This is a genomic window from Actinoalloteichus caeruleus DSM 43889, assembly GCF_000429185.2.
Taxonomy (GTDB): Bacteria; Actinomycetota; Actinomycetes; order Mycobacteriales; family Pseudonocardiaceae; genus Actinoalloteichus_B; species Actinoalloteichus_B caeruleus.
In genome coordinates this window covers 5,972,100-5,998,780 of the sequence record NZ_AUBJ02000001.1, presented here as the reverse complement: position 1 = coordinate 5,998,780, position 26,681 = coordinate 5,972,100, and the positions used below count along the sequence as shown (strand labels likewise).

At 72.8% G+C, this 26,681-nt stretch carries 21 protein-coding genes and 1 pseudogene; 9 read left to right on the top strand and 13 right to left on the bottom strand.

Features of this window, described 5'->3' with window-relative positions:
* The first annotated feature begins 117 nt into the window (after nucleotides 1–117).
* Complete coding sequence (locus G443_RS24605) at nucleotides 118–1,110, top strand: Gfo/Idh/MocA family protein (protein WP_245588915.1); 993 nt, start codon at nucleotides 118–120, stop codon at nucleotides 1,108–1,110.
* 74 nt (nucleotides 1,111–1,184) lie between these two features.
* On the opposite strand, the gene G443_RS24600 is transcribed toward G443_RS24605, so the two are convergent.
* From G443_RS24600 to G443_RS25670, 3 genes are all read right to left on the bottom strand, one after another.
* Nucleotides 1,185–3,410, bottom strand: a complete 2,226-nt coding sequence (locus G443_RS24600; RefSeq protein WP_026420138.1) for a WD40/YVTN/BNR-like repeat-containing protein — start codon at nucleotides 3,408–3,410, stop codon at nucleotides 1,185–1,187.
* 767 nt (nucleotides 3,411–4,177) lie between these two features.
* A complete protein-coding gene (locus tag G443_RS24595; protein WP_051314246.1) occupies nucleotides 4,178–5,470 on the bottom strand; it encodes an MFS transporter in 1,293 nt (430 codons plus the stop codon).
* Between the two features lie 158 nt (nucleotides 5,471–5,628).
* Nucleotides 5,629–6,105: a DUF742 domain-containing protein gene (locus G443_RS25670; RefSeq protein WP_162147330.1), complete on the bottom strand. Its 477-nt coding sequence runs from the start codon at nucleotides 6,103–6,105 to the stop codon at nucleotides 5,629–5,631.
* A 703-nt stretch (nucleotides 6,106–6,808) separates the two neighbouring features.
* On the opposite strand from G443_RS25670, the gene G443_RS24585 reads away from it, so the two are divergent.
* Nucleotides 6,809–7,630 carry a hypothetical protein gene (locus G443_RS24585; RefSeq protein WP_026420137.1) on the top strand — a complete coding sequence of 274 codons (822 nt, stop codon included), beginning with the start codon at nucleotides 6,809–6,811 and terminating at the stop codon, nucleotides 7,628–7,630.
* Nucleotides 7,631–7,645: 15 nt separating this feature from the next.
* Here the strand turns inward: G443_RS24585 and G443_RS24580 are convergent, their stop codons facing one another.
* The 3 genes from G443_RS24580 to G443_RS24570 are packed head-to-tail and all read right to left on the bottom strand — an operon-like array spanning nucleotide 7,646 to nucleotide 9,882.
* Nucleotides 7,646–8,896: an MAB_1171c family putative transporter gene (locus tag G443_RS24580; protein ID WP_026420136.1), complete on the bottom strand. Its 1,251-nt coding sequence runs from the start codon at nucleotides 8,894–8,896 to the stop codon at nucleotides 7,646–7,648.
* 6 nt (nucleotides 8,897–8,902) lie between these two features.
* Complete coding sequence (locus tag G443_RS24575; RefSeq protein WP_155886233.1) at nucleotides 8,903–9,490, bottom strand: hypothetical protein; 588 nt, start codon at nucleotides 9,488–9,490, stop codon at nucleotides 8,903–8,905.
* A 38-nt stretch (nucleotides 9,491–9,528) separates the two neighbouring features.
* Complete coding sequence (locus tag G443_RS24570; protein ID WP_026420135.1) at nucleotides 9,529–9,882, bottom strand: hypothetical protein; 354 nt, start codon at nucleotides 9,880–9,882, stop codon at nucleotides 9,529–9,531.
* A gap of 371 nt (nucleotides 9,883–10,253) precedes the next feature.
* On the opposite strand from G443_RS24570, the gene G443_RS24565 reads away from it, so the two are divergent.
* From G443_RS24565 to G443_RS24555, 3 genes are all read left to right on the top strand, one after another.
* Nucleotides 10,254–10,982, top strand: a complete 729-nt coding sequence (locus G443_RS24565) for a GGDEF domain-containing protein (protein WP_051314243.1) — start codon at nucleotides 10,254–10,256, stop codon at nucleotides 10,980–10,982.
* A gap of 672 nt (nucleotides 10,983–11,654) precedes the next feature.
* The gene (locus tag G443_RS24560; RefSeq protein WP_253860282.1) at nucleotides 11,655–12,599 is read left to right on the top strand and encodes a glycoside hydrolase family 36 N-terminal domain-containing protein; all 945 of its coding nucleotides are present in this window, start codon (nucleotides 11,655–11,657) and stop codon (nucleotides 12,597–12,599) included.
* Entirely contained in the window at nucleotides 12,593–13,831 is a 1,239-nt protein-coding gene (locus G443_RS24555) for an alpha-galactosidase (protein WP_308208879.1), read from the top strand. The genes G443_RS24560 and G443_RS24555 overlap by 7 nt, the downstream gene beginning before the upstream one ends.
* Nucleotides 13,832–13,862: 31 nt before the next feature.
* On the opposite strand, the gene cds1 is transcribed toward G443_RS24555, so the two are convergent.
* Entirely contained in the window at nucleotides 13,863–14,981 is a 1,119-nt protein-coding gene (gene cds1, locus G443_RS24545) for an L-cysteine desulfhydrase Cds1 (RefSeq protein ID WP_026420133.1), read from the bottom strand.
* A 223-nt stretch (nucleotides 14,982–15,204) separates the two neighbouring features.
* Complete coding sequence (locus G443_RS25665) at nucleotides 15,205–15,417, bottom strand: hypothetical protein (RefSeq protein WP_253860318.1); 213 nt, start codon at nucleotides 15,415–15,417, stop codon at nucleotides 15,205–15,207.
* On the opposite strand from G443_RS25665, the pseudogene G443_RS24535 reads away from it, so the two are divergent.
* Together G443_RS24535 and mihF are read left to right on the top strand one after the other, a co-directional pair.
* Nucleotides 15,323–17,766 (top strand): annotated as a pseudogene (locus tag G443_RS24535) (ATP-dependent Clp protease ATP-binding subunit). The gene G443_RS25665 and the pseudogene G443_RS24535 sit on opposite strands and share 95 nt — an antisense overlap.
* Before the next feature lie 373 nt (nucleotides 17,767–18,139).
* Nucleotides 18,140–18,454 (top strand): integration host factor, actinobacterial type, encoded by a 315-nt coding sequence (gene mihF / locus G443_RS24530; RefSeq protein ID WP_016698609.1) that lies wholly within the window; start codon nucleotides 18,140–18,142, stop codon nucleotides 18,452–18,454.
* Between the two features lie 60 nt (nucleotides 18,455–18,514).
* On the opposite strand, the gene G443_RS24525 is transcribed toward mihF, so the two are convergent.
* On the bottom strand, nucleotides 18,515–20,662 hold the full coding sequence (locus G443_RS24525) for a catalase (protein WP_051314242.1): 2,148 nt from the start codon (nucleotides 20,660–20,662) through the stop codon (nucleotides 18,515–18,517).
* Between the two features lie 148 nt (nucleotides 20,663–20,810).
* Between G443_RS24525 and G443_RS24520 the strand changes: the two genes are divergently transcribed.
* Entirely contained in the window at nucleotides 20,811–21,047 is a 237-nt protein-coding gene (locus G443_RS24520) for a DUF6480 family protein (protein WP_026420130.1), read from the top strand.
* 233 nt (nucleotides 21,048–21,280) lie between these two features.
* Here G443_RS24520 and G443_RS24515 read toward each other — a convergent pair whose 3' ends face one another.
* Both G443_RS24515 and selD read right to left on the bottom strand, forming a co-directional pair.
* Nucleotides 21,281–21,766 carry a hypothetical protein gene (locus G443_RS24515; protein WP_051314241.1) on the bottom strand — a complete coding sequence of 162 codons (486 nt, stop codon included), beginning with the start codon at nucleotides 21,764–21,766 and terminating at the stop codon, nucleotides 21,281–21,283.
* 225 nt (nucleotides 21,767–21,991) lie between these two features.
* The gene (selD, locus tag G443_RS24510; RefSeq protein WP_026420129.1) at nucleotides 21,992–23,032 is read right to left on the bottom strand and encodes a selenide, water dikinase SelD; all 1,041 of its coding nucleotides are present in this window, start codon (nucleotides 23,030–23,032) and stop codon (nucleotides 21,992–21,994) included.
* 207 nt (nucleotides 23,033–23,239) lie between these two features.
* Between selD and G443_RS24505 the strand changes: the two genes are divergently transcribed.
* Nucleotides 23,240–24,073, top strand: a complete 834-nt coding sequence (locus tag G443_RS24505; RefSeq protein WP_026420128.1) for an SDR family NAD(P)-dependent oxidoreductase — start codon at nucleotides 23,240–23,242, stop codon at nucleotides 24,071–24,073.
* Nucleotides 24,074–24,193: 120 nt separating this feature from the next.
* On the opposite strand, the gene G443_RS24500 is transcribed toward G443_RS24505, so the two are convergent.
* Together G443_RS24500 and arfA are read right to left on the bottom strand one after the other, a co-directional pair.
* On the bottom strand, nucleotides 24,194–24,823 hold the full coding sequence (locus G443_RS24500; protein ID WP_026420127.1) for a LysE family translocator: 630 nt from the start codon (nucleotides 24,821–24,823) through the stop codon (nucleotides 24,194–24,196).
* A gap of 249 nt (nucleotides 24,824–25,072) precedes the next feature.
* Nucleotides 25,073–26,593 carry an arabinosylfuranosidase ArfA gene (gene arfA / locus G443_RS24495; RefSeq protein WP_026420126.1) on the bottom strand — a complete coding sequence of 507 codons (1,521 nt, stop codon included), beginning with the start codon at nucleotides 26,591–26,593 and terminating at the stop codon, nucleotides 25,073–25,075.
* Between the last annotated feature and the right edge of the window lie 88 nt (nucleotides 26,594–26,681).

Sequence of the window (26,681 nt, the reverse complement as noted above, 5' to 3'; positions counted from 1 at the left end):
GGTGCCGTCGACCCGAACCCGGCCGCCCCTCCCCACCTCGGAAGTGACGGAAGAGGACGGCGGAATCCGGTCAGTCCACACCCACCCGTGTGACAGTCCCGCGTAGTCTCACTGATCGTGACTGTGGAACCGGACAGGCCGCTGAACTGGGGGATCGTCGCGACGGGTGGCATCGCCGGCACCGTCGTGGAGGATCTGGCCCGGCTGCCGGACGCGATCCCGCACGCCGTCTCCTCGCGTCGCCTCGAGCGGGCGGAGGAGTTCGCCGCCCGGCACGGCGTGCGACGCGCCTACGGCGACTACCGCGAGCTGCTCGACGACCCGGACGTGGACGTGGTCTACGTCGCCACGCCCCACGGCCAACACCACGAGATCAGCAGGGACGCCCTGCTGGCTGGCAAGCACGTGCTGTGCGAGAAGGCCTTCACGGTGACGGTGGCCGAGGCCGAGGAGCTGACCTCGCTGGCCCGCGCCCGGGGGCTGTTCCTCATGGAAGCGATGTGGACCCGCTTCAACCCGTTGATCCGCCGGCTCGGCGCGCTGCTCGCGGACGGCGCGGTCGGCGACGTCCGCTCGGTGCGGGCGGACTTCGGGTTCGCCGTGCCCTACGACCCGGCCGCCCGGCTGTGGGACCCGGCGCAGGGCGGCGGTGCCCTGCTGGACCTCGGGGTCTACCCCGTGTCGTTCGCGCACCTCGTGCTGGGCGAACCCACCGACCTCACCGTTCGGGGGAGCCTCGCCGCGAACGGGGTGGACGCGGAGGCGGGTCTGCTGCTGGGCTACCCGGACGGCAGGTACGCGTCCCTGGGCTGCACGCTGCTCGCGCACCAGACGGCGCGGGCGTCGGTGGTCGGGACGGCCGGCCGGCTCGAACTCGCCGACCCCTTCTTCAACCCGAGCGCGTTGACCCTCGTCAACCCGGGCCGGGACCCGGAGGTGTTCGAGCACCCGATCGAGGGCCGGGGCTACGGGCACCAGCTCCGCGAGGTCCACCGGGCGGTGCGCGCCGGGGAGGTGGAGAGCCCGTCGATGCGCCACGAGGAGTCCGTGGCGGTGATGCGCACGCTCGTCGGCGCGCTGCGCGGCCTCGGTGCGGTGACCGCCAGCTGAGGACGGCGCTCCCGAGCCGGTGAGGGTTCCGGGAGGTCGGTGGGCGGACGGGGTGGTCCGCCCACCGAGCGCGCTCAGCCGCCGATCGGATCGGCGTAGAGGATGCCCCGGCCGTTGGTCCCGAGGTAGACGCGGCCGTGCCGGTCCGGGTCCCCGGTGATGGTCTGGCCGATCCAACCGTACTGGTGGTCGTCGTCGTTGACCCGGACCCAGGTCGCGCCGGCGTCGTCCGACCGGAAGACGCCGCGCACGCCGTCGACGACACCGGTCACGAACACCGCCGGGGCCGTCGCCCCGGGGGCGGGCGCCCCGAACCCCACGGTGTGCGCCTCGTCGAGGACCTGGACGTAGCTCTCCCCCGAGTCCGTGGACCGGAGGAGCCCGCCCCAGCCGGCGGCGAGCCATACCTCGCCGGCGACGCCGGGCACCGCCTTCCACTGCGCCTGTCCGGTGGCGGGGACGTCGTCGTTGACCAGGGCGAAACTCGCCCCGCCGTCGTCGCTGCGGTAGTGGGCGCCCTCCTCCGGGTCGACGGCGTGGAACACGGCGGCATCCACCCGGTCGGAGCGCACCGCCAGACCGTCGGGCAGCCCCGAGGACGGGGTCCAGCTCCGGCCCAGGTCGGTGGTGCGGTGGGCGACGCCGTCCTCCGGGGTCCACACCACCGCGTCGCCGTTCGCCGACACCGCGATCGTGCCGCCGCCCGAGACGGTGGGGGGCTGGGTCGGGAACGGCTGCCAGCTGTCGCCCGCGTCGGTGGAGTAGGCCGCCCAGGGGCCGTCACCGGTCCCAGCCCGGACGACGGTGGCCGGGTCGTGCTCGGCGTGGTCGAGGCTGGTCGTGTTGCCCAGGATGGGGTTCTGGTGCATCCCGGCCGGCGGGCTGGTGGTGAGGTCGTGGTGGGTGAATCCGCCGATGTCACCGAGGCCGCTGATCAGCGGTCCGTCGGGGAGGCTGACCAGGTCGAGCACCGCCGTCTCCTCCAGACCCTCGGCCCGGACCGACCAGTCCGTCGCCGCTCCGGTGTCAGCGGGGGTGACGTCGTCGGTGCCGAAGATGGTGGCTCCGGTGACGTAGCGGACGCTGCCCGGGTCGAAGGGATCGATCTCCAGGTCCCCGATCATCCAGCCGAGCTTCGGGGTGTCTCCCCAGTCGAGGAACGGCGACACCGAGGTGTCGAGGTTCTGCCCCTCCTGGATGGACACCCAGTTCTGGCCGCCGTCGGTGGTGCGGAAGATGTCGTCGACCGGTCCCCAACGCCCCATCGTCGCGACCATCAGCGTGCCGGGGTCGGTGGGGTCGACGGCCAGGCCGCCGTAGCCGAACCCGGCCTCCTCGCCCTCGTTGGGCCGCAGCGGGGTGATGTCGGTCCACGTCCCGGCCCCCGGGTCGTGGGTGTGCACGGCGCCGTCGTACATCTCGTAGGGACCGGGCAGGTCGCCGTAGCTGACGTGGAGCGCTCCGGTGGTGGACAGCGCCGCCTGGTGCGGGATCAGGCCGGTGGGCTGCCCGGGGACCGGTTCCCAGGTCCGGCCGGCGTCGTCGCTCCGGTGGAGCGGGGCGTCCTCCCCGGAGACGGAGGCGTACACCACGGGTGTGGGGTCGCCGGTCTCTCCGCTGGCGGGATCGAACAGGACGGGCCCCACCCCGATGCCGGCCTGGCCCGTGGAGGGGAGGCCGTCGACCACGGCCCAGGTCGCTCCCTGGTCGGTGCTGCGCCAGAGCCCGTCGTCCCGCGTCCCGAGCAGGAGGACGTCGTCGTCGTTGGGGTCCACCACCAGCCGTTCACCGATCGAGCGTCCCGGTTCGTTGCCGCCCAGCCGGAAGGGCAGGTCCACCCGGTCCCAGGTCTCCCCTCGGTCGGAGGACCGGAGGATCGCGCCGGTGGAGGCCCATTCCTGGCTGTAGGCGCCGGCGGCGAGGTAGACCCGGTCCGGGTCGGAGGGGTCGAGGGCGATGCTGTCGATGCCGAGCAGGTTGTAGTCGTCCCACCCGATCCAGTCGGTCAGCGGCAGCCACCGCTCCGTCCCGGTGTCCCACCGGTAGGCACCGCCGATGTCGGTGCGCGCGTAGGCCAGGCCGGGCTCCGTCGGGTGGTACTCGATGCCCGTCACGAAACCCCCGCCCACGATCTCCACGTTGCGCCAGTCGTGGGCCTGCTCGTGGGCCAGGACGGCCGGGGACGGGTCGGCGGTGGCGCGCGGCACGTCGGGACTCGCTCCGGCGACGGCGGGGCCGGCTCCACCCGCGGTCGCCGCCGCGAGGACGGCGGCGAAGGCGGGCAGGATGCGTGGTCGCATTCCCAGTTCTCCTCACGTCGAGGCTGTCGTTTCCGCTGCGCGCCCATTCCCCCGAGCAGCCAGCCTCACCCGGGACGAAAGCGGAAGTCAAGGTTTTCCCGGCCTTTCCGGACCACCGGCACGCGTTCGACCGGAGTCGTCGAAATCGTTTCGACACCCCTCGTTCGAGTCCTCCTCGGCGAACTCCGATCGCGCCGCCGCGAAACTCGAAGGCGCATCACGGCGGAATCTCGTACGAATCCCCCGAGGAGATCCCACTTTCCCGATGAGTGTCCCGATACGCCGTCCGGCGGGTCGGGGTTGGCTCGGCACCCGGGGCGACCAGGGACATAATGCCTGGTCACGGGATCAGTACCGGCCGGAGATTCGGCGTCCCGCTTCGCGGGCACCCCCTCGGGCCGAGGGCGGCGATGGTCCGCGAGAACCCGATCGAGCCGCCTCCTCCGCACCGGGGAACTGACACCCGAATCCGCACCACCCCGTTCCCGAGCGCACCGACCTGGCGCCTCGGGAAACTCGACAATCCGGTGTGCGTTCGATTCTCGTGCCAGCCTTCGGTCGAATCGACACGATTGTCGACGGAACCCCCCCGAACGGCGCGCGGTCCTTTCCCGGCCGAAACCCGGGCCGAGCCCGGCGATCGGGCGGTCCCTCCGGTGGTTGCCCCGTCGGCGGGGGCCACCCGTCCGCCGCGAGTCGGGTGGGGAGGACGCTCCAGCGTCCAGCCGCTCCCCGGTTCCCAGCCCACGCGGCTTCCGCGCGAGGCGTCAGGTTCCGCTCCCGGTCCGGGTGGGGGCCGCCCGGTCGTCGCCGACCGGCGAGAGCGTCGGTTCGAGTGCGACGCCGGCCGCCGGGTCCGTGCCGAGGGCCCGGACCGAGCGGGAGGCCAGCAACGAGAGCACGGCCCCGCCCGCGAGCACGGTGCCGACCAGCAGCACCGGCGGTTCCCCGAAGCGGAGCGCGAGGTAGCCGCCGGCGAGCTGTCCGAACGGGACCGCCACCCTGGACACCAGCATGTCGTAGGAGATGACCCTGGACAGCACGCCCGAGGGCACGTTGCGCTGGAGGGAGGTCTCCCAGCAGACGATGAAGATCCCGCCACCGACGCCGGCCAGGACCGCCGCGGGCAGGAGCACGGCCGGGTGCGGCGCGACCACGACCGCCAGGTACATCGGTACGAAGGTCAGGTGCAGGAGCAGCCCGGTGGCCAGCGGGCGCCGAGGTCCCCAGTACAGCATCACCACGGTGCCCACGACCACGCCGGCGGCCTGGGCTCCGAGGGTGGCCCCCCACCACGCGCGTCCGACCGTGTCGTCCGCGATGCTCGCGCCCAGGGTGAGCCACGCTCCGGCCGTGACAGCGTGGACCAGGGAGAACACCGAGACGACCTGCCACAGCCACGGCCGGGAGGCGAACTCGGTCCAGCCGTGCCGCAGGTCGGCCACGATGCGCCCACCGCGCTCGCTCACCCGCTTGGGGAGGCGCATGAGCGCGAAGAAGAGAGCCGCGAGGAGCATGCACCCGGCGTCGAAGGCGAGGACCCAGCCCGGCCCGAGCACGGCGACCAGCGCCCCACCTCCGGATGCCCCGATCACGGTGATCCCGCCCCTGCTGAAGCCGACCAGCGCGTTGGCGCGTTGCCAGAGCGTCGAGGGCAGGAGCTGGGGCACCATCCCGTTGGTGGCGGGCAGCGCGAACGCGGCCGCGATGCCGTTGACGGCCTCGATGGCCACCAGCTGACCGACCTCGCCCGTTCCCGTGATCACGAGGGCCGCCGCCGCGCCCTGGGTCAGGGCGGAGACGAGGCAACCGACGAGGAGCACGAGGTGGCGCGGCAGCCGGTCGGCCACCACACCACCGACGAGAAGGAACAGCAACAGGGGGATGCTGCGCCCGGCCAGGACCAGCCCGACATCCGCCGTGCTCCCGGTCAGGTCGAGTACCGCGAAGGTGAGGGCGACGGGAGCGATGGCCTCACCGAGCAGCAGGACGGACCGGCCGGTGAAGTAGTTGCGGAAGGGGCGATAGGACAGCGGGGCGAGCGCGCTGTTCGAGGTCATGGGCGTTCAGCCTGCTCCACCCACCACCAGATGGGCAAGCGCTTTCCCCCACCTGGTCGGCGCTGACGGCGTCCCGCCACCCGCCACCGGCCCCCGACCACGAACGACGGGTCCGGCCGTTGCCTGATGTGGCCGTTCCCCAGAGCGGGGGGCCGGGATCACAGCCGGCGCAGTCCGTCGAGAACCCGGAGCATCAGGTGGGTGTCCGGGCGACCGGTCAGGGCGGCGGCCGGGTGCACGACGATGCTGCCCGTCTCCGCCATGTCCCCGAGGAGGACCTTCGCGACCCCCAGGGGGACGGCGAGCCGCGCGGCGACCTCGGCCACCGAGAGGGGCTCCGAGCAGAGCTGGATGATGCCGCGGTACTCCCGGGTGAGGCCGTGCCGGCGCAGCGACTCATCCCGGTCGCTCACCGACACCAGCGTCTCCACCCGCAGGTCCTCCCGCGCGCGCGTCCGTCCCCGCGTCCAGGCGTAGGGGCGGACGAGGGATGAGGACTCGCCCCCGGTCGCCTCCGGATCCACGGACCAGTCGGTCGAGGGCCAGGCCGGCTCGTCCTCGCCGGAGGTCCCCGTCGGGCCCGACCGACCGTGGTGCAGGGCCTCGAAGGAGACGACCAGGTCCCCGGTGTCCACGACGTCACGTCGCGGTCCCCCTGGCTCCCGCCGGCGGTCCGTCGCCGCGAACCTCGCGCCCGTGGTTCCGACCGGGTCGCCGGAAGGGAACGGAGGGTCATCCCGCTCCTCCTCCACCGGCGGTGGGGCTCCACCGAAGCGCGCCCCGGTTCGCCCGAGAACACCGCGTCGCCGATCACTCTCCGTGCCATGAGGAACGTCGGGGGTCGTCCGATCGGCGTGGGATCGCTGGCGCCGGGGACCTCCGAACCGCGCGCCCGTACGACCGACGCGGTCCTCCCCCGTTCGCTCCGCCGGTTCCTCCGGCGGACGTGTCCGATCAACCACCGACTCCACCCCTCGCCTGCCGGGAAACGTCGCGTCGGGTGCACCGGAGGACGCGCTGATCGTGCCGAGGAGAAATGGACGCCGTCCTCCGGTACTCACCGTAGTACCGAGACGGACGCCCGCATTACCGCCAACTGCCGGTCGCGTCGTGGGCGGATGAACCATGCGGAGTCGACATCGGACCAACACACCGGGGTCAATTGCGAAACAAATTCACAATGCACGAATCCGCGTCCCTCGGCCCTTCCCGTTCTTCCCCGCCGACTCGCCGGACCGCCGGACCGCCCGACCCCGCCGGCCGAATGCGCGAGCCACCTCCCGCGTCGCACCGGGAAACCGCGTTGCTCCCCGGACGCGGGTCGGCGAGGATCCCCCGGTGCTCGAGTTGACTCCCGAACGGTTCGCCGCGCTGGCCCGTTCCGCGCCGTGGCGCTGGGACCACCTGACCTTCACGGTGTGGTGGCCAGGTCGGGCGCCGGCGGTCCGGGCCTGGACGAGCCGCCGGGGCGCGCTGCGGGTGGAGACACCGGACGGACGACCGCTGCTGGTGAGTGCCGGCCCACGCCCACCGCGAAGCGACGGGATGGCGCCCGCCCCCGGTCGGTTCCCCCGCCGCCCGCCCGCCCGCTACCGCGACGGGGAAGGGACGTCGCCGACCTGGGGAGGGGACTCGGATCGGGGGGACCCGGTCAGCCACCACCCGCCGGAACTGGACGAGGACGGGCTCGTGCGCCGCCGACCGCCGCTGGGCCGTGGTGACCTCGACGCGCCGATGTACCAGGACTACCGCTGGGTGGCGATGCTCGATCCGGTGGAACTGGCGGACGGCACCGATCCGGACACCGGTGGCTGGGCGCCGGCCACCGCGGTGCGCGGTCTCGCCGTCGTCGAGCACCACGGCCGGACCGCGTGGGAGGCGGTGCTCACCCCGACGGGGGACTACGACCCCCGCTGTTCGTGCTGCCCACTGCTGTTCTCGCCGGAGTCGGAACGGATCGAGGCCGAGGCCGGGGCGCCGCCACCCGACCGGGGCCCCGGTTTCCGCCACGCGGAGGCCCACCGGGTCCGGCTCGACGTCGCCACCGGCGTCTGCGTGTTCACCGAGGAGATCGGGGGCAGCGACCCCGGCCCACGCCACGACCTCCGGATCGAGGAGGTCGACGTCCCGCCGCGAACCACCTCCCGGCGCCCCCGCTGATCCGGACGGGGTACCTCAGACGGGCGCGGCCGTCCGCTGGTAGCGCTCGGCGATGTGGGCGGTCAGCGGGGAGCGGAAGGCGTGGGACACCCGCTGCCACCAGGCGATGTTCTCGGACAGGGTGTGGTGGGAGTCCATCGGTCTCGCCCGTTCGCCCTCGGGGAGCACGGGGTGGTCGCCCTCCGCGCGGCGCAGGGCGACCGCGATCATCACCGCCTCGCTGATGGCCGCCGCCTGGTGGGGGTCACCCGTCTCGGCGTGCGCCCGCTCGTAGGCGTCGGACCGGATCTGGTCCGAGAGGTGACCGTGCAGGTACACCAGGACGTCCCAGCACTCGATGACCCGGTGGTACAGGCGGAGGGAGAGGTTCCCCAGCGAGACGCGGTCCCAGAGGCGTCCCACCGAGGCGGGCAGGTAGCGGAGGACGAAGGGTTGGGGCATCGCCAGGACGACCTCCGGGCGCACCCGGGTGAGGGCCATCCACAGGGGGCCGAGCCGTCCGTAGGCGGCGCGGTGCCGGCCGAGGCGGACCGCCGCCGGCAGGCCGGTGGCGATGAGCGGCATCGCCAGGCCGGCGAACAGCAGGGCGGCGCAGCAGACGATGAGCGCCCACTCCACCTGGTACTGGTCGTAGGTGGGCTGCCACCCGCCCAGGACCAGGGCGAGGAACACGACCTTGTGCGCGAGGTAGCTGATGCCGACGACGCAGCCGAGCGCGATCAGCCGGAGCCCCCTGGCGGTCCACGGCCGGTCGCTGTGCCGGGCCCACATCCAGGCGAGCGCGGCGATCGAGGCGCCGGAGAGCCCGACGTAGAGGGCGTAGAGGATCATGGCGGCGGCGCTCCAGGGCGCCTCGGTCCACTCCGAGCGCATGGCGGCCGCGACGTCCGCGTCGCCCGCCAGCAGTCCCAGGACCCAGCGCGTCGCGATCACCCCGACGAGGATCACGGCGTGCACGCTGATCCGCCGGGCCCGTGGGCGCCCCGGTTCCCACACCCAGCAGAGGAAGGCGGCGCGGAGGCAGAACAACGAGGTGAGCACGGCGGTGTGCTTGAGCGCGTAGGCGGCGGACAGCCCCAGCACCTCGTCCAGCCAGGGCGAGACCGCCGCGGACTCCATGATGAGCGCGGCGCCCATCGCGACGAGGAAACCGCACATCGCGCGGATCGCGGACCGGTTCGTACCGGGCCGGCGTAAGTGCAGCAGTTTCAGCACGCTGGCGGCCACCGCGAGCCCGATCACCGCCAACTGGACGACATCCCGCATCGTCGATCATCTCCTTCGCTGACCGTGCTCGAACGCGGCGGTCATCCTGCTCAGCGGATCCGTGACGAGGGCCCTCGGTGCCCCCGCCGCCTCCCAGATGGTGTAGGCGAGGGTCTCGGCCTCCAGTTCGGCCTGGTCCGGGTAGTGGTCGCGGTGCAGCACCCGGGCCGGCACCTCCTCCGGCGGGTCCCCCTCGCGGCGATCCGGTGGTCTGGTGGTGGCGGCGCCGCCGGCCTCGGCCGTCGGCCGGGTGGGACCTCCCGGTGGTGACAGGCCGGGCAGGGGAACGCCTCGGTGGTCGAGCAGCATGTGGGCGAGCTCGTGCAGGACGGTGTTCTCCTGGTGGAGCGGGCTGGAGGTGGCGTCGAAGACGACGATGTCCGCGTCGGGCTCACGCACCCACAGGCCGGAGGCGATGGAGCGGTAGGAACTCATCGTGCGCGGCACGAGTCGGATGGGGCGCCCCCGGCGTTCGGCGACGTGCTCGGTGAACTCCCGGAGGTCCCAGGGGTCGGGGATCGTCAGCGTGGCGACCGCCTCGTTGGCCAGCCGCAGTGCTCGCGCCAGGTTCAACCGGGGTGGACGGCGCCTCATCGCGGCCGGTGGTCGCCGGTCTCGCCGGGCGGGTGTTCCTACGCGTGGAGGTCGTTGATGAGCTGGAGCACCGCCTCCTGGCGTTCCGGGCTGAGGTCGGCGAACCTCCCCATCACCTCGACCTCGAGGGACGTGGGAGGCGCGTCGAAGTAGACGGGGCTGACGCCGAAGAAACGCGCGAGGCTGTTCTGCAATTCGCGGCCGGGATTCCCGTGGGTGCCGTTGACCAGGTTCTGGAGTGTGCCGTGGGAAATCGTCACGCCGTCGGAACGCATTTGGCGGGTGAGGGCGCGGATGCTGAGCTTGGGCTGTCCGGTGCGCTCTTTGTAGTCGTCGATGAGCCGGTTCAGGGCTTCGGCGATGGACCAGGACCCGCTGTCACCGACCGTCATTGCGACTCCCACGAAGCATCCCCCGATCGGGCGATACGCTCCGTGACTGAAATCCTTGACAGCCCATACTGGCGCTCCCTATCGTCGGGGGTAGTGTTAAGAATACTAGTCAGCATTCGGAGAGCAGAGTAGAGCAGCAGGGCCGTGAGTCGCATCCACTCCCCCCGACCGGGGGTAACGGTGTCGGGGAATGGATACGCCTGTCCGGGCGACAACTTGAGATGGACGACGCGGCCGGTATTCGCGTGAACGCGAGCGGGGAACTCGTACGCCGCCCAGCAGGGGGTCTCCGGAACGCAGGGCAGGGTGCCGGGAGGGGCAGGCATGATCAGGTGCAGGGGCGAGTTGACGGCGCACCCGGGCGGTGCGCGGTGACCTGGGTGATGGCGGCGCTGATCACCGGGGGTTGGATCATGTGGGCACTGCACGCCGCCGTGCTCCAACAGCGGATCCGGGGGCTCGAACGGCGCAACCGCGCGCTGTTGGAGGCCGTCGAGGCGGGTAGGCGTTGCGAGCGGACCAGGGTCTGGAACCGGGCCGCGTGGGGCAACGAGGCGAGGCCCCTCCTGGAGGAGTGCCCTGACCCGGCCGTGCTCTTCGTCGACCTCGACCAGTTCAAGCAGGTCAACGACACCTGGGGCCACTCGGCGGGAGATGCCGTCCTGGCGGTGCAGGCGGAACGGATCACCGCGACGCTCGGGCCCGCCGCCGTCGTCGGCCGGTTCGCCGGCGACGAGTTCGTGGCGGCCCTCCCGGAGTTGGCCGATCCCTCGGTGTTGGACAGGTTGGTCGAGGCGCTCGCCGAGCCCATCCAGCTCGCCGACGGCGGCTGGTTGGCGCCCAGTGCCTCGATCGGCGTCGCCGAGGTGTCCCAGATCCGGCGGGTGACGCGGACCCAGCCCAGCCTCCCCCAGTGGGTCGGTGCGGCGGATGCCGCGCTGTACCAGGCGAAGCTCTTACGCGGGCGGTGGGTCAGGTACGAACCCTGGATGCGCACCGCCCAGGTGCCCCGGCAGCAGACCCCCCGTCAGTACCGACCGGCGCTGACCAGCGCTCCCCGCATGGTGATGCCGGTGCGAACGGCCTCCGCCCAGAGCTGAGCTCGCCTCCGGCCCGCAGGTGTCCGCGCACTCGACCGCTCCTCGGGCCCGTCGTGCGGGACCAGGGCTGATCTCCCCCGTGGCCATCCCGGACGACGACGAGCACCGGCCACCTCCTCGGAGCACCCGTACTCCGAGCGGAGCCCTCGGCCACCCGTGACGGGTGCGGGACCGCGCGAGCGCGTGGCGCCGCCCTCTCCTTCGCCGGCCGACCACGACGCGGCGGGCAGGACACCCGGCCCGGGTGGACCAACCCACCGCGTCGAGCGACCCGCCGGTGCGACGGGCGCTCACCGCCCCGGTTCGCGGCGCCGGCGGTCACGCTCCTCCCACTGGCCCCGAACCCCGTGCCGTTCCGACCGGGCGGGGCTGCCGGGCCCGTGACCCGGCAGCGCCCGGCGTCGCCTCCCCACCCACCTCGTGCCGGCCGGCGATTCGGACGCGCTTCCGCTCCACCTCCGCCACCGCGGCGGCCCGCCGCCTCCCACTCGCGCACCGCTGGCCGGACCCCGAGGCCGAGGGCCAGGCGGAGGACAGCGATCGGACAACGGTGACCAACACCCGGTCGTCGCCTTGTGCCTGGCTCCACCCCGGTGGTTGCCTTGATCGTCGACCGGTGCGCCCGCGACCGCACGCGGGGGCCGCCCACCGACCCGGGAGCCGAACGCAACCATGACGGACGGGATCATCGCGCTTCGCGCGGCGGGAACCGCGCTCGTGCTCGACGTGCCGGCGTCCGGGACGCCCCGGGTGCTGCACTGGGGAGCCGACCTCGGCGAGGTCGACGCCGAACTGGGCGCCGCCCTGCGCACGGGCGTCGAACAACCCGCGCCACCCAGCTCGGTGGATTTCCCCCGCTGGTTCCCGCTGCTGGCCGGGGAGGCCGACGGCTGGTCCGGGCGGCCCGCGCTCGCCGGCCACCGCGAGGGCGCCGTCTCGCATCCCCGGTGGACGGTCCACGAGGTCGACCTCGACCACCCCTCGGACGGCCACCCCGCCAGCGGGTCCGGTGGGGAACTCACCGTCAGGGCCTCCGACGAGCGTTCCGGGCTCGCCGTCACCGTCACGCTGCGGATGGAGGCGGGTGGGCTGGTCAGGACCCGCCACCGCGTGACCAACACCGGGACCGGCGCGTGGACGGTGGGAGGGCTGGTCAGCGCTCTCCCACTGCCGGACGAGGCGACGGAACTCCTCGACCTGACCGGCCGGTGGTGTCGGGAACGCAGCCCCCAGCGGCGCCCCCTGGTGGAGGGTTCATGGGCGCGGGAGAGCCGACGGGGGCGGACCGGGCACGACGCTCCCCTGCTGCTCGTCGCCGGCCAGACCGGGTTCGGGTTCCGGCACGGCGAGGTGTGGGGCGTCCACGTCGCCTGGAGCGGCGACCAGACACACCTGGCCGAACGACTGCCGGAACGGGCCGGGCAGGCCTCGGCCACGCTGGGCGGCGGTGAGCTGCTCCGCCCCGGGGAGGTCCGCCTCGCACCCGGGGAGACCCACACCACGCCGTGGGTGTGCTTCTCCTGGTCCGACCGGGGCCTGGACGGCCTGTCGGCCCGGCTCCACGACTGGCTGCGCTCCCGCCGGCACCACCCCGCACCCCCCGCCCCCTGGTGCTGAACACCTGGGAGGCCGTCTACTTCGACCACGACGTCGACACGTTGCGCGAACTGGCCTCGGTCGCGGCCTCGGTCGGGGTCGAACGCTTCGTCCTCGACGACGGCTGGTTCCTCGGGCGCCGCCACGAGCGCGCCGGCCTCGGCGACTGGCACGTCGACCCCGGGAAGTACCCGGACGGTCTGCGCCCCGTCTTCGACCACGTCCGCGAGCTGGGCATGGAGGTGGGCCTGTGGGTCGAACCCGAGATGGTCAACCCCGACTCGGACCTCTACCGCGCCCACCCGGACTGGGTGCTGGCGGCGGAAGGGCGGTTACCGCTCCCCTGGCGCCACCAGCACGTCCTCGACCTGTCCCGACCCGAGGTCGCCGACCACCTCTTCGAACGCCTGACGGCGCTGGTCACCGAGTACCGGATCGACTACCTCAAGTGGGACCACAACCGCGACCTGCTGGAAGCCGTCCACGGACCGACGGGGCGCGCGGGCGTCCACGGCCAGACCCTGGGCGTCTACCGGTTGCTGGACAGGCTGCGGGAACGGCATCCTCGGCTGGAGATCGAGTCCTGCTCGTCCGGCGGGGCCCGCGTGGACCTGGGAGTGCTGGAGCGGACCGACCGCGTGTGGGCCTCGGACACCAACGACCCCGTCGAGCGTCAGGTCATCCAGCGCTGGACCGAGGTCCTCCTCCCTCCCGAGCTCGTGGGCAGCCACGTCGGCGGCCCCACCTCGCACACCACGGGACGGGTGACGGACCTGCGGTTCCGCCTGCTCACCAGCCTCGGCGCGCACGCCGGCATCGAATGGAACCTCGTCGGGCGGGACGAGGCCGAACTGGACGCGATCCGGGCCTGGGCCGCCCTGTACCGGGAACTGCGGGGGCTGCTGCACGGAGGTCGCGTCGTCCACGTGGACCACCCCGACCCGGAGGCCCTGGTCCGGGGCGTCGTGGCGCCGGACAGCCGGGAGGCCGTCTTCTCCTACGCCCGGTTGGGGACCTCCACGGGGGCGGTACCCGGGCGGGTCCGGCTACCCGGCCTGGACCCCGACCACCGGTACCTGGTGCGGTTGCGCACCGAGGTCGGCGAACCCACCTCGGGGTCCGCCGTCGCGCTGCCCCGGTGGATCGAGGAAGGCGGGGTGGTGTTCACCGGACGGGCCCTGGACGCGGTCGGGCTGCAACTGCCCGTCCTCCACCCCGCGCACGGGCTGCTCCTGCACCTCCGGGCGGCGTGACCCTGGTCGGCGGTCGTCCGGTGCCGGGAGGTCAGCCCTGCTTCCAGGTGCCGGAGGCGAGGAACTCGTCGATGGTCCGGCGGTGCGGCGCCAGGTCCAGGTCCTGCCGCTCCACCCAGGAGTCGTCGTAGTAGGTGTGGTCGTAGCGGTCGCCGCCGTCGCAGAGCAGGGTGACCACGCTGCCGGTCGTCCCGGCGTCCAGCATCCGGCTGATCAGCTGCCAACTGCCCCAGAGGTTGGTGCCGGTCGAACCACCGGCGCGCAGACCCGTCATCTCGTGCAGGTGGCGCACGGCCGCGATGCTCGCGGCGTCCGGCACCGGGATCATCAGGTCGATGACGCTGGGCACGAAGCTGGGCTCGATGCGGGGACGGCCGATCCCCTCGATGCGGGAGGGCATCCCGGTGGCGTAGTCGGGAGCGTTCGTGGTCCACCCGGGGAAGTACGCCGAGTTCTCCGGGTCGACGACCGCCAGCCGGGTCGGGTAGCGCCGGTACCGCAGGTAGCGGCCGATCGTCGCCGAGGTTCCGCCGGTACCGGCGCCCACCACGATCCACCGGGGGACGGGGTGCCGTTCCTGGCCGAGCTGCTCGAAGATCGACTCGGCGATGTTGTTGTTCCCCCGCCAGTCGGTGGCCCGCTCCGCGTAGGTGAACTGGTCCATGTAGTGCCCGCCGGTCTCCTCCGCGAGCCGCTGGGCCTCGGAGTAGATCTCGATCGGCCGGTCGGTGAAGTGGCACCGCCCGCCGTAGCGCTCGATGAGCGCGATCTTCTCGGGGCTCGTCGTGCGGGGCATCACGGCGATGAAGGGCAGGTCGAGGAGCCGGGCGAAGTAGGCCTCGGACACGGCGGTGCTCCCGCTGGTGGCCTCGATGATCGTGGTGTGTTCGGTGATCCACCCGTTCGCGAGGCCGTAGAGGAACAACGACCTGGCCAGCCGGTGTTTGAGGCTCCCCGTCGGATGCACCGACTCGTCCTTGAGGTAGAGGTCGATCCCCCAGTCGGCGGGGAGCGGCACGAGGTGCAGGTGCGTGTCGGCGGAACGGTTCGCGTCCGCCTGCACCCGCCGCACCGCCTCGTCCGCCCAGGCCCGCGCTCGACGGCCGAGACCGCCGGCCCACTCGTCCTCGTCCCGCGCCCCAGCCCGCATCGCGGCAGGATAGCCGACCCACCACCAGCCGGGTCGCCGCGCGTCCCACCGGCCAGCGGCGTTTGTTCCTCCCCCACTCGGGCACCCCCGGGAGACGCGCCTCGTGTGAGCAGAGCGGTGTGGGCCGCCTCGCCGGGCCGACGACGCCGGGCTGGCCGCGCCACGTGCCACCGACAGCGGGGCCACGGCAGGTCGTCAGCACTGGGAGGTTGGCAATGAGCGGCTACTTCGGCCCGGAGGGTGGCCTCGGCGGGGGACCGGAAGGCTTCGGCGGGGGTTCCTTCGACGAGTTCCTCGCCCGGTTCTTCGGCAGCGGTGGGCAGCGCCACCCCGCGCGACGGGTGGACATCACCTTGCTGATGAGCGAGCAGGCGCGGGAGCTGATGGCCAGGGCCGCCCGGAAGACGGCCGACTGGGGTCGGGCGGACGTCGACACCGAGCACCTCCTCTGGGCCGCCACCCAGGTGGCCCCGACCCGGGAACTGCTGGAGGAGGCGGGGCCGATCCGGGGGCGTTGGCCTCGGCCGTGGAGGAACACGGGCCGGCCTCCGGCGAACCCCGGGAGGCGCCCCCGACGCTGGCGCCGGCGGCGAAACGCGCCCTGCTGGACGCCCACCAGCTGTCCCGGGCGACGGGCGCCAGCTACATCGGCCCCGAACACCTGTTGCTGGCGCTGGCGGCGAACCCGGAGTCGAACGCGGGGCGGCTGTTGACCGCCGCCCACGTGACCCCCAACGCGTTGAGGTCGGCGTTCTCGGGGCGCGGCGCTCCGCCGGAGCGGGCGCAGCAGACCAGCACGCCCACCGTCGACCAGTACGGCCGGGACCTGACCGCCGCGGCGCGGGAGGCCAAGCTGGACCCGGTGATCGGACGTGACGGGGAGATCGAGCAGACCATCGAGGTGCTCTCCCGGCGCACCAAGAACAACCCGGTCCTCATCGGGGACGCCGGTGTGGGCAAGACCGCGATCGTCGAGGGGCTGGCGCAGCGCATCGTCGACGCCGACGTCCCCGACCTGCTGTTGGACAAGCGGGTCATCCAGCTCGACATCACCGGGGTGGTCGCGGGGACCCGCTACCGGGGTGACTTCGAGGAGCGGATGAAGAAGCTGATCGACGAGATCAGGGAGCACGGGGACGACCTGATCATCTTCATCGACGAGCTGCACACGGTCGTGGGGGCTGGCGCCGGCGCCGAGGGCACCATGGACGCGGGCAACATGCTCAAGCCCTCGCTGGCCAGGGGCGAGATGCGGGTGGTCGGCGCGACGACGCTCGACGAGTACCGGCGGAACATCGAGAAGGACGCCGCGCTCGAACGGCGGTTCCAACCCATCCTGGTCCCCGAACCGACGTTGGAGGACACCATCGCCATCCTGCGTGGTCTCCGGGACCGCTACGAGGCGCACCACCAGGTGCGGTTCCGCGACGAGGCGCTGGTGGCGGCCGCCGAGCTGTCGGACCGCTACGTCACCGACCGCTTCCTGCCGGACAAGGCGATCGACCTCGTCGACCAGGCGGGGGCCCGGGTCCGGCTCCGGTTGCGGACCCCGAACGCGCAGTTGCGGGAGCTGGAGCAGCAGCTGGAACAGGTGCGGCGGGACAAGGCGCAGGCGGTGGCCGACGAGCAGTACGAGCACGCCTCCCGGCTGCGGGACCGGTCCGAGGAGCTGCGGGACCGGATCGAGTCGATGCGGGAGGACGGCACCCCGCGTTCCCCGGAGGTCACGACGAACGACATCGCGGAGGTCGTCTCCCGCTCCACCGGCATCCCGGTCAGCCAGCTCACCGAGGAGGAGCGCAGCCGGTTGCTCCGGTTGGAGGACCACCTGCACCACCGGGTGATCGGGCAGGACGAGGCGGTGCGGGCGGTGGCCGAGGCCGTCCGGCGGTCCCGCGCTGGGCTGGGTGACCCGAACCGCCCGATGGGCAGCTTCCTGTTCCTGGGGCCCACCGGGGTCGGCAAGACCGAACTGGCGAAGGCGCTGGCGGAGGCGCTGTTCGGCGACGAGGACCGGATGGTGCGGATGGACATGAGCGAGTTCCAGGAACGGCACACGGTGAGCCGGCTCACCGGGGCTCCCCCCGGTTACGTGGGGTACGAGGAGGCCGGCCAGCTCACCGAGACCGTGCGGCGGCACCCCTACTCCGTGCTGCTCTTCGACGAGATCGAGAAGGCGCACTCCGACGTGTTCAACATGCTGCTCCAGGTGTTGGACGACGGGCGGCTGACCGACGGCCAGGGTCGGACCGTGGACTTCCGCAACACGGTGGTCATCATGACCAGCAACGTCGGATCCGACCTCGTCACCAGGGGCGCCGGGCGGCTGGGCTTCAACCCAGGATCGGCAGCCGGGGCGGACCGGGAGAGCGAACGGGTGGAGGCGCGGCTGATGAGCCGGCTGCGGGAGACCTTCCGCCCGGAGTTCCTGAACCGCATCGACGAGGTCATCGTCTTCCGACAGTTGGACTTCGCGCAGTTGCGGGAGGTGACGGACCTGATGTTGGAGGACACCCGCCGGCGACTGCGGGCCCAGGACGTCTCCATCCGGTTCGAGCCGGCGGCGGTGCAGTGGGTCGCCGAGCACGGCCACCAGCCCGAGTTCGGCGCGCGGCCGATGCGGCGCACCATCCAGCGGGAGATCGACAACCAGCTGTCCGCCATGTTGCTCGACGGCCAGCTGACGCCGGGGCACGAGGTCACCGTGGACGCCAGGGACGATCACCTGTACTTCGCCGTGGACGGCGGCGAGGGGGGTGTCCGGGAGCAGCCGCAACCCGCCTGAGCCGGCCGGGTCGGGGGCCGGCGTACGGTGTGGCCGGGGGTGCATCCCGGGAGGGGTGGTGGGAGCGGGGTCGCACCGGAGGAGGTGTGCGGCCCGCTCGGTCACGTGCCGGGCGGAACAGCACACCGTCCGTCACGGTGCCCGGCTCCGACCAGCCCGCCGTCCACCGGGACCACCACGGGAGACTACGGAGAGTGCTCGTCGCCCGCCGGAGGGGAGTCATCGCGGACTCCCACGCGACCGACGTCACCGGGGATCGGGGACACGCCGGGCCGCAAAGCAGCGGGTTGTCGGCGGCGTCCTTCAGGATGCCTTCTGACGTCCCTGCGACCAGCGGGAACATCGACGCACCATCAGGAAGGACGATCCACACATGGCTCTGCCCGAGTTGACGCCAGAACAGCGGCAAGCCGCGCTGGCGAAGGCCGCCGAGGCTCGCAAGGCCCGTTCCGAACTGCTCGCGGGTCTCAAGTCGGGCCAGCACACGCTGCCCGCGGTGCTCGACAAGGCCAAGACCGACACCATCGTCGGCAAGACGAAGGTGACGGCCCTGGTCAAGGCACTTCCCGGCATCGGTGACAAGCGGGCCGCGGCCGTGCTGGAGCAGGCCGGCATCGACACGTCCCGCCGCGCCGCCGGGCTCGGCGACCGGCAGCGGCAGGCGCTGATCGACGCGCTGGCCGGCTGAGCGATCACAGCGGACGAGGCCGGGCCCGGGCCCGGCCTCGTCCGCGTCCCGGACCGCCCCTCAGGCGGGCACCTGGTCGGAGTCCCGCTCCCAGTGCCGGTGCGCGCCCAGTGCGTGGACGAAGTGCCCGCTGACCCCCGGACTGCTCGGGTTGTCCACGTCGGTCACCACTCCCTGGTCGGTCACCGCGCCGTCCCCCTCGTTGGCCAACCGCACGTTGACCAGGCCGGCCCTGCCGAGCAGCGCGACGCCGTGCCCGGTCGCCGCGAGCGGCTTGCCGTGTTTGAAGGACTCGGCGACGAAGTGCAGGGCCAGACCGTCCGAGGAGAGGTTCTGGAGGTTCTCCTCCCCCGAGGGCACGTAGACGGCGTCGTAGAGCACGGAGGCCATCGTGGACAGCGCCCGGTCGACCGCGATGCTTCCCCCGTCGGAGGTGCGCACCGAGCCGTCGGTGGGCGCCAGCAGCTCGGGGATGGCTCCGCGCGAACGGAGTTCCTCGCTGATCAGCCGGACCGCGCTCTCGTCGACCCCGTCGGACACGAGGAACGCGACCCGCCGGGTCTCCAGGCGGCCGGTGACGGCGTTGGCCTGGCTCAGCGCTGGCGAGCTGCGGCCGTGGTTGGGCCGGACCTCCGAACTCGGGGGCGGGACTCCGATGCCCTCGGCCACCTGCACGGCGAGGTCGTGGTCGACGTGGTTGATCTGGGCGACGGCACGTTCGCGGACCTCGACGGTCTCGACCTTGCCCAGCTCGAAGCGGAACGCGGCGATGATGTGCTGCCGTTCCCAGGGCGACATGCTGTTCCAGAACAGGGTGGCCTGCGAGTAGTAGTCCTTGAAGCTCTCGCTCCTGGCCCGGATCTTGTGACCCTCGACCTTCTCCTGGTAGTGGCGGAAGGCACCCTGGTCGGCCCCCGCGGTCATCGGGCAGCCACCGCCGAGGCTGTTCTTGGTGTAGCTGGTCCGCCCCCGGTGGATCCGGGACTGGTGGTAGCCGTCTCGCTGGTCGTTGGTGACGGGTGCCACCGGGCGGTTGACCGGGATCTGCGCGAAGTTCGGTCCGCCGAGCCGGATGAGCTGGGTGTCGAGGTAGGAGAAGTTGCGGGCCTGGAGCAGCGGATCGTTGGTGAAGTCGATGCCGGGCACGACGTTGGCGGTGTGGAAGGCGACCTGTTCGGTCTCGGCGAAGAAGTTGTCCGGGTTCTGGTTGAGCACGAGTTTGCCCACCGGGCGGACGGGGACCTCCTCCTCCGGGATGATCTTCGTGGCGTCCAGCAGGTCGAAATCGAAGTCGAACTCGGCCGACTCCGGGACCAGCTGCACGCCCAGCTCCCATTCGGGGAACTGCCCGGCCTCGATTGCGTCCCAGAGGTCGCGGCGGTTGTAGTCGGGGTCCTTGCCCGCGACCTTCTGGCACTCGTCCCACACCAGGGAGTGCGTGCCCAGCACCGGCTTCCAGTGGAACTTCACGAAGGTGCCCCGGCCGTCACCGTCGACGAGGCGGAAGGTGTGCACGCCGAAGCCCTGCATCATGCGGTAGCTGCGAGGGAGCGCCCGGTCGGACATCAGCCACATCATCATGTGCATCGTCTCGGGTTGGAGCGAGACGAAGTCCCACAACGTGTCGTGGGCCGACTGGGCCTGCGGGATCTCGTTGTGCGGCTCCGGTTTCACCGCGTGCACGAAGTCGGGGAACTTGATGCCGTCGTGGATGAAGAAGACGGGCATGTTGTTCCCGACGAGGTCGTAGTTGCCCTGCCGGGTGTAGAACTTCGTCGCGAAGCCCCGCACGTCGCGAACCGTGTCGGCGGAGCCCCGGGAGCCGGCCACGGTGGAGAAGCGCACGAACACCGGGGTGCGCAGGCTGGGATCGGTGAGGAACTCGGCGGCGGTGTACTCCCCGAGGGAGCCGTCGTAGGGCTGGAAGTACCCGTAGGCCCCCGCTCCCCGCGCGTGGACCACCCGTTCGGGGATGCGTTCGTGGTCGAAGTGGGTGATCTTCTCCCGTGCGTGGAAGTCCTCCAGCAGGGTGGGGCCACGTTCCCCGACGGTCAGCGAGTCGTCGGTGTGGTCGACGCGCACGCCCTGCTGCGTCGTGAGGTAGGCGCCGTCGGCGCTGACGCGCTCGGCGTCGAGTTGCCGTTGCTTGTCGTCAGCGCCGCGACCGGTGGGCGGCGGGTTGCCCGAGACAGGATCTGGACCGCTCATCTGACAAACCTCTCCGTCGTGGTCTGGCTTCCCTCCGTAGGGGTTCCTCCGCTCCTACCCGACGGGTGGCAGCCGAAACCCCGCCAGCCCGTCGCGGGGCCGGCACCGGGCGGGAGTGGGCCACCGGACGACGGGGTACCCGGAGGGCATGACGAGGCACTTCGAATCCGGCCATGGTGGGGACGGCACGCCTGCTCACGATCCCGAGCGGGTTCCTCCCACCGAGACCCCTCCGGCGGAGAGCAGCGCCACCGAGGGGCTCGCCTACCGGGAGCCGAAGCCCCCGTCGCGGTGGAGCGTCCGGTTGACCGTGCTGGCGATCGTCCTGCTGGCCGCGCTGGTGGCCGGCTTCTTCGCCGGCTACCTCGCTGGCCTGTTCCTCTGAACGTTCTCCGCGGCCGGCCACTGGTGGGGATCCTGGGCCGGACCTCGGCCCGGGGGTCGGGTGTCCGGACGCCGGGACGCGCCCGGACCCGCCCGATGCGTGGCCGGGTCGTCTCCTCGTCACGATGTGCCGAGTGGTCCTCTCCTGGCCCGGGAGCTGGTCCGCCCCGCTCGACGCCCCCCGGTCCGCTCCGCGTGACGCGGACCGGCGCGGGTGCGCGTCCCCGCCTCGGGTCACTCGTGGTCCAGCACCGCTCCCATCGCCGCCACCACGATCGGGTGGCCGAGCGGCAGCGGCCGACGGCGCTCGTTGCGGGTGCCCGCCGGGTCGAGTTCCCGGACCGGCACCGAGCCGAAGTGGTCGGGGACCTCGGGGGGTTCGGGCAGCGCGGGGCCGGCGAGCAGGTAGACGGCGTCGACCCCGGACCGTGGGCGGGTGGCCAGCCACTCCGCCGTGTCGACCAGGTCCCGCGTGGTCAGCAGGACGACGGGGGCCTCCCCGAGCAGGCTGGCGGCCAGGTGCGCGGGGTTCGGCAGGGCGGGCCACCGGACCCATTCGACGCGGTAGCGGGCGGACAACGACCGCCAGGTCGCGGGCAGCTCGCCGTGGACCGCCTCCCCCGCCGGGTCCAGCACCATCACGGTGGGCGACTCCGGCGGTCCGGCGGTCACCACTCCCGGACCGCTCTCCGGGGAGAACCTGCGCTCGCTGATCGTCATGCTCGTCCTCCACTGGCCGCCTCGTCGCGTCCTTCCGGTGCGGGGCCTGGCCCGGTGGTGGGCGGCCCCGTGCTCGGGGTGTACCCACCGGGGGAGGTGGGCACACGGCGGAGCGGTGGGCGGTGCCGCCACCCCGCGCCGGGGGAGCCGGTCCCGCCCGGTGGGGGGCGGCGTCGCACCCGGGTGCTCGCCGGTCCCTGGTGGGCGGGGTGGCGGCGGTCGACGTCAGCGGATCGCCACCGCCTCCTCCCCGCGCGGCAGGAGTTCGCCCACCACCGGGAAGCCGGGGACCTCCCCCGCCACCAGCAGCCCACCCGAGATCTGCGGGTCGGCGAGGAGCAGGGCGTCCTCCTCCGGCAGGCCGTCGGCCACCAGGTGCTGTCCCAGCCACCCCAGGACGCGTCGCGCGCGGGGGCAGTCCGCGTGCGCCGGGCTGGTCCGCGCGCCGTCCAGGAACGGGAGGGCAGCCGAGTCGAGGACCACGGTCACGCCGCTCGCCCGCGCCAGCAGGTAGGCATGGCCGAGCAGGCCGTAGTCACCCACCTCGACGGCTCCCCTGGCGCCGTTCGCGAGGGCTTCCTCAGCTGCCCGGTGGTTGAGGGCGGTCATGCTCGCCACGGCCTGCGGGAAGTACTCGCCGGTCGCCCGGTGCCGTCGGGTCAGCACCCCGCTGCCCAGGGGTTTGGTCAGGGTGAGCGGCATCCCTGCCACGCCCGCGTCGGTGCCGAGGACGGCGTCGGGGCGCCCCGCGCCGGTCACGGACAGGCCGTAGGCGGGGCGGTCGTCGCCGAGGGGGTGGGTGCCACCGAGCTGGCAGCCGGCGTCGCGTGCCACGTCCAGACCCCCCTGGAGGAGTTGCGCCGCCTGGTCGGCGGGCAGGGCTCTCGGCCAGCCCAGCAGGTTCACGGCGAGCACCGGGCGGCCGCCGGTCGCGTACACCGGGGAGAACGCGTGGGCGGCCGCGACGCAGCCCCAGTCGTAGGGGTCGTCCAGGACGGGCGGTAGGACCCGGGTGGAACTGGCCAGGGTGTGGTTGGTGGCCCACCGCAGGACGCTGGCGCTGTCGGTGTCGTCGCGCCCGGAGAGGAGCTCGCCGACCGCTCCGCTCCCGGGCGGGGCGCCCGCGAGCCCGTGGACGAGCCGTTCCAGTTCGGGCGGGAGTAACGCCGGGTCCTCGTCCTCGGGGAGGAACCGGGTGAGGCGCTGGTCGCCGGGGGCCGGTCGGACCGGGTCGGCGGGGTGCGCTGGCTGTGGGGAATGGGACATCCGATCATGGTGCCCGAAGCCGGACCTCCGGCGGGGCGGTGGAGGGCACGTCGGCCGCCCGATCGGCCCGCCCGCCAGTCACGGGTCCGGTGCGACCGCTGGCGGGTCCTGGGCACCGGCCCCCGGGTTCGCGGGGCGTCGGACCGGAGGCGGGGCCGACCGGGAAACGCGGTGGTGTGAACGGAGGCGGCGCCCGAGGATGACCCCATGATCGATACTGGCCTGACGGACACCGTCGTCCTGGTGACGGGAGCTGACCGGGGGATCGGCGCGGCGACCGCGCTCGCCTTCGCGGCGCAGGGGGCTCGGATCGCCGTGCACCACCACCCTGGCACGGCGAGCGCGCCGCCGCCGGGTGTGCGGTTCGAGCACACGCCGGGAGGCGCGGACGCGGCGGAGGAGCTGGTCGACCGGTTGGTCCACGCCGGCGCGGGGGCGGCGGCGACGTTCCCGGCCGACCTCGGAGCTCCCGGAGCGCCGCGAGCGCTCCTCGACGCCGTGGCGGACAGGCTGGGGCCGGTGGAGGTCCTGGTCAACAACGCCGCGCACTGCGAAAGTCCCGACCTCGTCACCGAGCTCACCGATGGTGTGCTGGACCGGACCTACCGGGTGAACGTGCACGCGCCCGCGCTGCTCATCTCGGAGTTGGCGCGGCGGCACGGGACCGGCGGTGCCGGCAGTCCGACCGGGCCCGAGGCCCAGGAGTGGCTTCCGGCGGTGGTCAACATCTCCACCGACGCCGCCCGGGCGTTCCCCGGCCAGCTCGCCTACGGCACGTCCAAGGCGGCGTTGGAGGCGCTCACCCGTGCGACCGCCCTGGATCTCGGGCCGCTGGGGGTGCGGGTGAACGCCGTCGCCCCGGGGCCGGTCCAAACCGGTTGGATCGCCGCCGATCTGGTGGAGCGGGTGACCCCGTCGATCCCGTTGCGCAGGGTGGGGGACCCGAGCGACATCGCGGACTGCGTCGTCTTCCTCGCCTCCCGGCAGGCGCGGTGGATCACCGGGCAGGTGGTGCAGGTCGCGGGCGGCCACGCGCTGTGAGACGTGCCCGGTCCCGGTCCGCGAGGCGAGGGCGGGCGGCGGAGCGAGGGCGGGCGGCGCGGCCACCCGGCCTGCCCGGCCCTGGGCCGGCGGCGTCCCGGGGTAGCCCGGGGTGCCCGCTCAGCGGGAGCTCGCGGCCAACCAACCCGCCAGGCCGAGGAAGACGACCCCGGTCCCCTGGTCCACCCGCCGCATGGCACCGGGTCGGGCGATGGCGCCGATGCGGGCGCCGGCGGTGGCGTAGAGCAGCATGACGACGAACTCGACGACCAGGTACCCGGCCCCGAGGGCCAGCAACCGCGCGGTCGCGGACCCGCTGCTCTGGTCGACGAACTGGGGCAGGAAGGCCGTGAACAGCAGCAGTGCCTTGGGGTTGGTCGCGGCCACCAGGAACTCGCGGCGGGCGAGGCGCCAGCGGGACGGGCGGGCTTCGGCGTCCGGGGCCGGGGTCGCGCCCATCCCCTCCCGACGGGCCCGCCAGAGCGTGGAGAGCCCCAGCCACCCGAGGTAGGCCACGCCGCACCAGGTCAGCACGGTGTAGGCCAGGTCGGAGGACGTGATCAGGGCGCCGGCGCCGAACGCGACCGCGACGATCATGAGGACGAAGGCGACCAGGCGTCCGGTGGCGGCGACGACCGCGGGGGCGATGCCGTGGTGGATCGCGTTGCGCATGCCGAGCAGTTGGTTCGCCCCCGGTACCAGCGACACCAGGAACGCGGCGGTGAGGAACCCCGTCCACTCCGCTCCCACCCCGGACCTCCCCTGTCTGGCGGGTGTGACCGCCGTACCCGACGACGCCGGGGGCGCTCCGGCCCCACCCGATGACCCGCGTGTGAGTGGGCCACGCTACTGGTCGTGGTCCCGAGGTGGGGGCTCCCCGGGACCAGCCCTCACTGTGGGCGCCACCACCCGGGTGGGTGCCCGGCCGGGACCTCGTCCGGCCGGCGCGGTGGCCGGCCGGACGGGTCAGCCGTCCCCGGTGAGGGATGTCAACCGGGATCAGTTCGCGGCGACGCGGATGACGTTCCAGGACAACGGCGGCAGCTCGGCGGTGAGGGTCCCGTCCTGGCAGCTCGTACCGGACACCTGGCGAGGAGCGACCCGCTCCTGGTTCTCCAGGGTGTTGGTGGCGTGCCGGTCCTCGTCGGCGAGCACCCGGTGCTCCAGCACCCTGGCCTTCCCGAGACCGCGCAGGTCCGCGGTGAGCCGGAGGGGCTTCTCGGTGTCCCGGTTCACCGCGAAGACGGTGAGGCCGCCGTCCTCCGCCTCCACCGCGGTCGCGTGCAGGTGGTCGACCTCGCCGAACTTCGCCGTCTCATAGGTGGTGCTCGTGCCGGCCAGTCGCAGGACTCGACCTCGACCGTGCCGCGCCGCGTCCGCGAAGGGGAAGAAGCTCGCCTGGCGCCACGCCGGGCCACCCGGCTCGGTCATGATCGGCGCGATGACGTTGACGAGCTGGGCCAGGCAGGCGGCGGTGACCCGGTCGCAGTGCCTCAGCAGGGTGATCAGGAGGCTGCCGACCACCACGGCGTCGGTGACCGAGTAGACGTCCTCGATGACCCGGGGCGCGACCCGCCAGCCGGGGTCCTCGCCCTCGCGGGACTGGTACCAGACGTTCCACTCGTCGAAGGAGATCTCCAACCGCTTGGAGCTGCGGACCCTGGCCCGCACGTGGTCGGCCGTCGCCACCACGCTCTCGATGAAGTGCTCCATGTCGACGGCGGAGGCCAGGAAGCTGCCGACGTCGCCGTCACGCTCGTGGTAGTAGGCGTGGCAGGAGACGTAGTCGACGCGGTCGTAGCAGTGTTCGAGCATCGTCGCCTCCCAGGAGGCGAATGTCGACATCGCCGACGAGGAGCTGCCGCAGGCGACCAGGCGCAGGTCCGGGTCGATCAGGCGCATGACGTTGGCGGTCTCGTTCGCCAGCCGGCCGTACTCCTCGGCCGACTTGTGGCCCATCTGCCACGGGCCGTCGAGCTCGTTGCCCAGGCACCACAGCCGGATGTCGAAGGGTTCCTCGTCGCCGTGCCGCCGCCGCAGGTCGGACAGTTCCGTGCCACCGGGGTGGTTGGTGTACTCCAGCAGTCGACGGGCGTCGTCGACGCCCCTCGTCCCCAGGTTGAGGGCCATCATCGGCTCGATGCCCGTCTTGCGGGTGAAGTTCATGAACTCGCTGAGGCCGAACTGGTTGGTCTCGGTCGACTTCCAGGCCGGCTCCAGGCGGCGGGGGCGTTCCTCGACCGGCCCGACCCCGTCCTCCCAGTTGTACCCGGAGACGAAGTTCCCGCCGGGGTACCGGACCATCGTCACGCCCAGCTCCCGGATGAGGGCCAGCACGTCGGTGCGCAGGCCGTCCGCGTCGGCGGTGGGGTGGTCCGGCTCGTAGATGCCGGTGTAGACGCACCGGCCCATGTGTTCGACGAAGGAGCCGAACAGTCGGGGGTTCACCTCACCGACGCTGAACGCCGGGTCCAGGGTGAGGGAGGCGGTGGGCTGTTCTGGGGTGGCGGAGTCCTGCATTGCTTCCTTCCATCGGTTCACTGCGGGGGTGGTCGCCGGGCGGCGGCCACCCCCTGGCGGCCCGGGCCGCCACACGTCACGGCCGGTC

Bases quoted from the DNA above. Each gene is read 5' to 3' on its own strand.
- G443_RS24525 (WP_051314242.1), bottom strand. From the start codon at position 20,662: ATGAGCGGTCCAGATCCTGTCTCGGGCAACCCGCCGCCCACCGGTCGC.
- cds1 (WP_026420133.1), bottom strand. From the start codon at position 14,981: ATGCGGGCTGGGGCGCGGGACGAGGACGAGTGGGCCGGCGGTCTCGGC.
- G443_RS24505 (WP_026420128.1), top strand. From the start codon at position 23,240: ATGATCGATACTGGCCTGACGGACACCGTCGTCCTGGTGACGGGAGCT.
- G443_RS24515 (WP_051314241.1), bottom strand. From the start codon at position 21,766: ATGACGATCAGCGAGCGCAGGTTCTCCCCGGAGAGCGGTCCGGGAGTG.
- G443_RS24570 (WP_026420135.1), bottom strand. From the start codon at position 9,882: ATGACGGTCGGTGACAGCGGGTCCTGGTCCATCGCCGAAGCCCTGAAC.
- arfA (WP_026420126.1), bottom strand. From the start codon at position 26,593: ATGCAGGACTCCGCCACCCCAGAACAGCCCACCGCCTCCCTCACCCTG.
- mihF (WP_016698609.1), top strand. From the start codon at position 18,140: ATGGCTCTGCCCGAGTTGACGCCAGAACAGCGGCAAGCCGCGCTGGCG.
- G443_RS24520 (WP_026420130.1), top strand. From the start codon at position 20,811: ATGACGAGGCACTTCGAATCCGGCCATGGTGGGGACGGCACGCCTGCT.
- G443_RS24560 (WP_253860282.1), top strand. From the start codon at position 11,655: ATGACGGACGGGATCATCGCGCTTCGCGCGGCGGGAACCGCGCTCGTG.
- G443_RS24575 (WP_155886233.1), bottom strand. From the start codon at position 9,490: ATGAGGCGCCGTCCACCCCGGTTGAACCTGGCGCGAGCACTGCGGCTG.
- G443_RS24580 (WP_026420136.1), bottom strand. From the start codon at position 8,896: ATGCGGGATGTCGTCCAGTTGGCGGTGATCGGGCTCGCGGTGGCCGCC.
- G443_RS24595 (WP_051314246.1), bottom strand. From the start codon at position 5,470: ATGACCTCGAACAGCGCGCTCGCCCCGCTGTCCTATCGCCCCTTCCGC.
- selD (WP_026420129.1), bottom strand. From the start codon at position 23,032: ATGTCCCATTCCCCACAGCCAGCGCACCCCGCCGACCCGGTCCGACCG.
- G443_RS24600 (WP_026420138.1), bottom strand. From the start codon at position 3,410: ATGCGACCACGCATCCTGCCCGCCTTCGCCGCCGTCCTCGCGGCGGCG.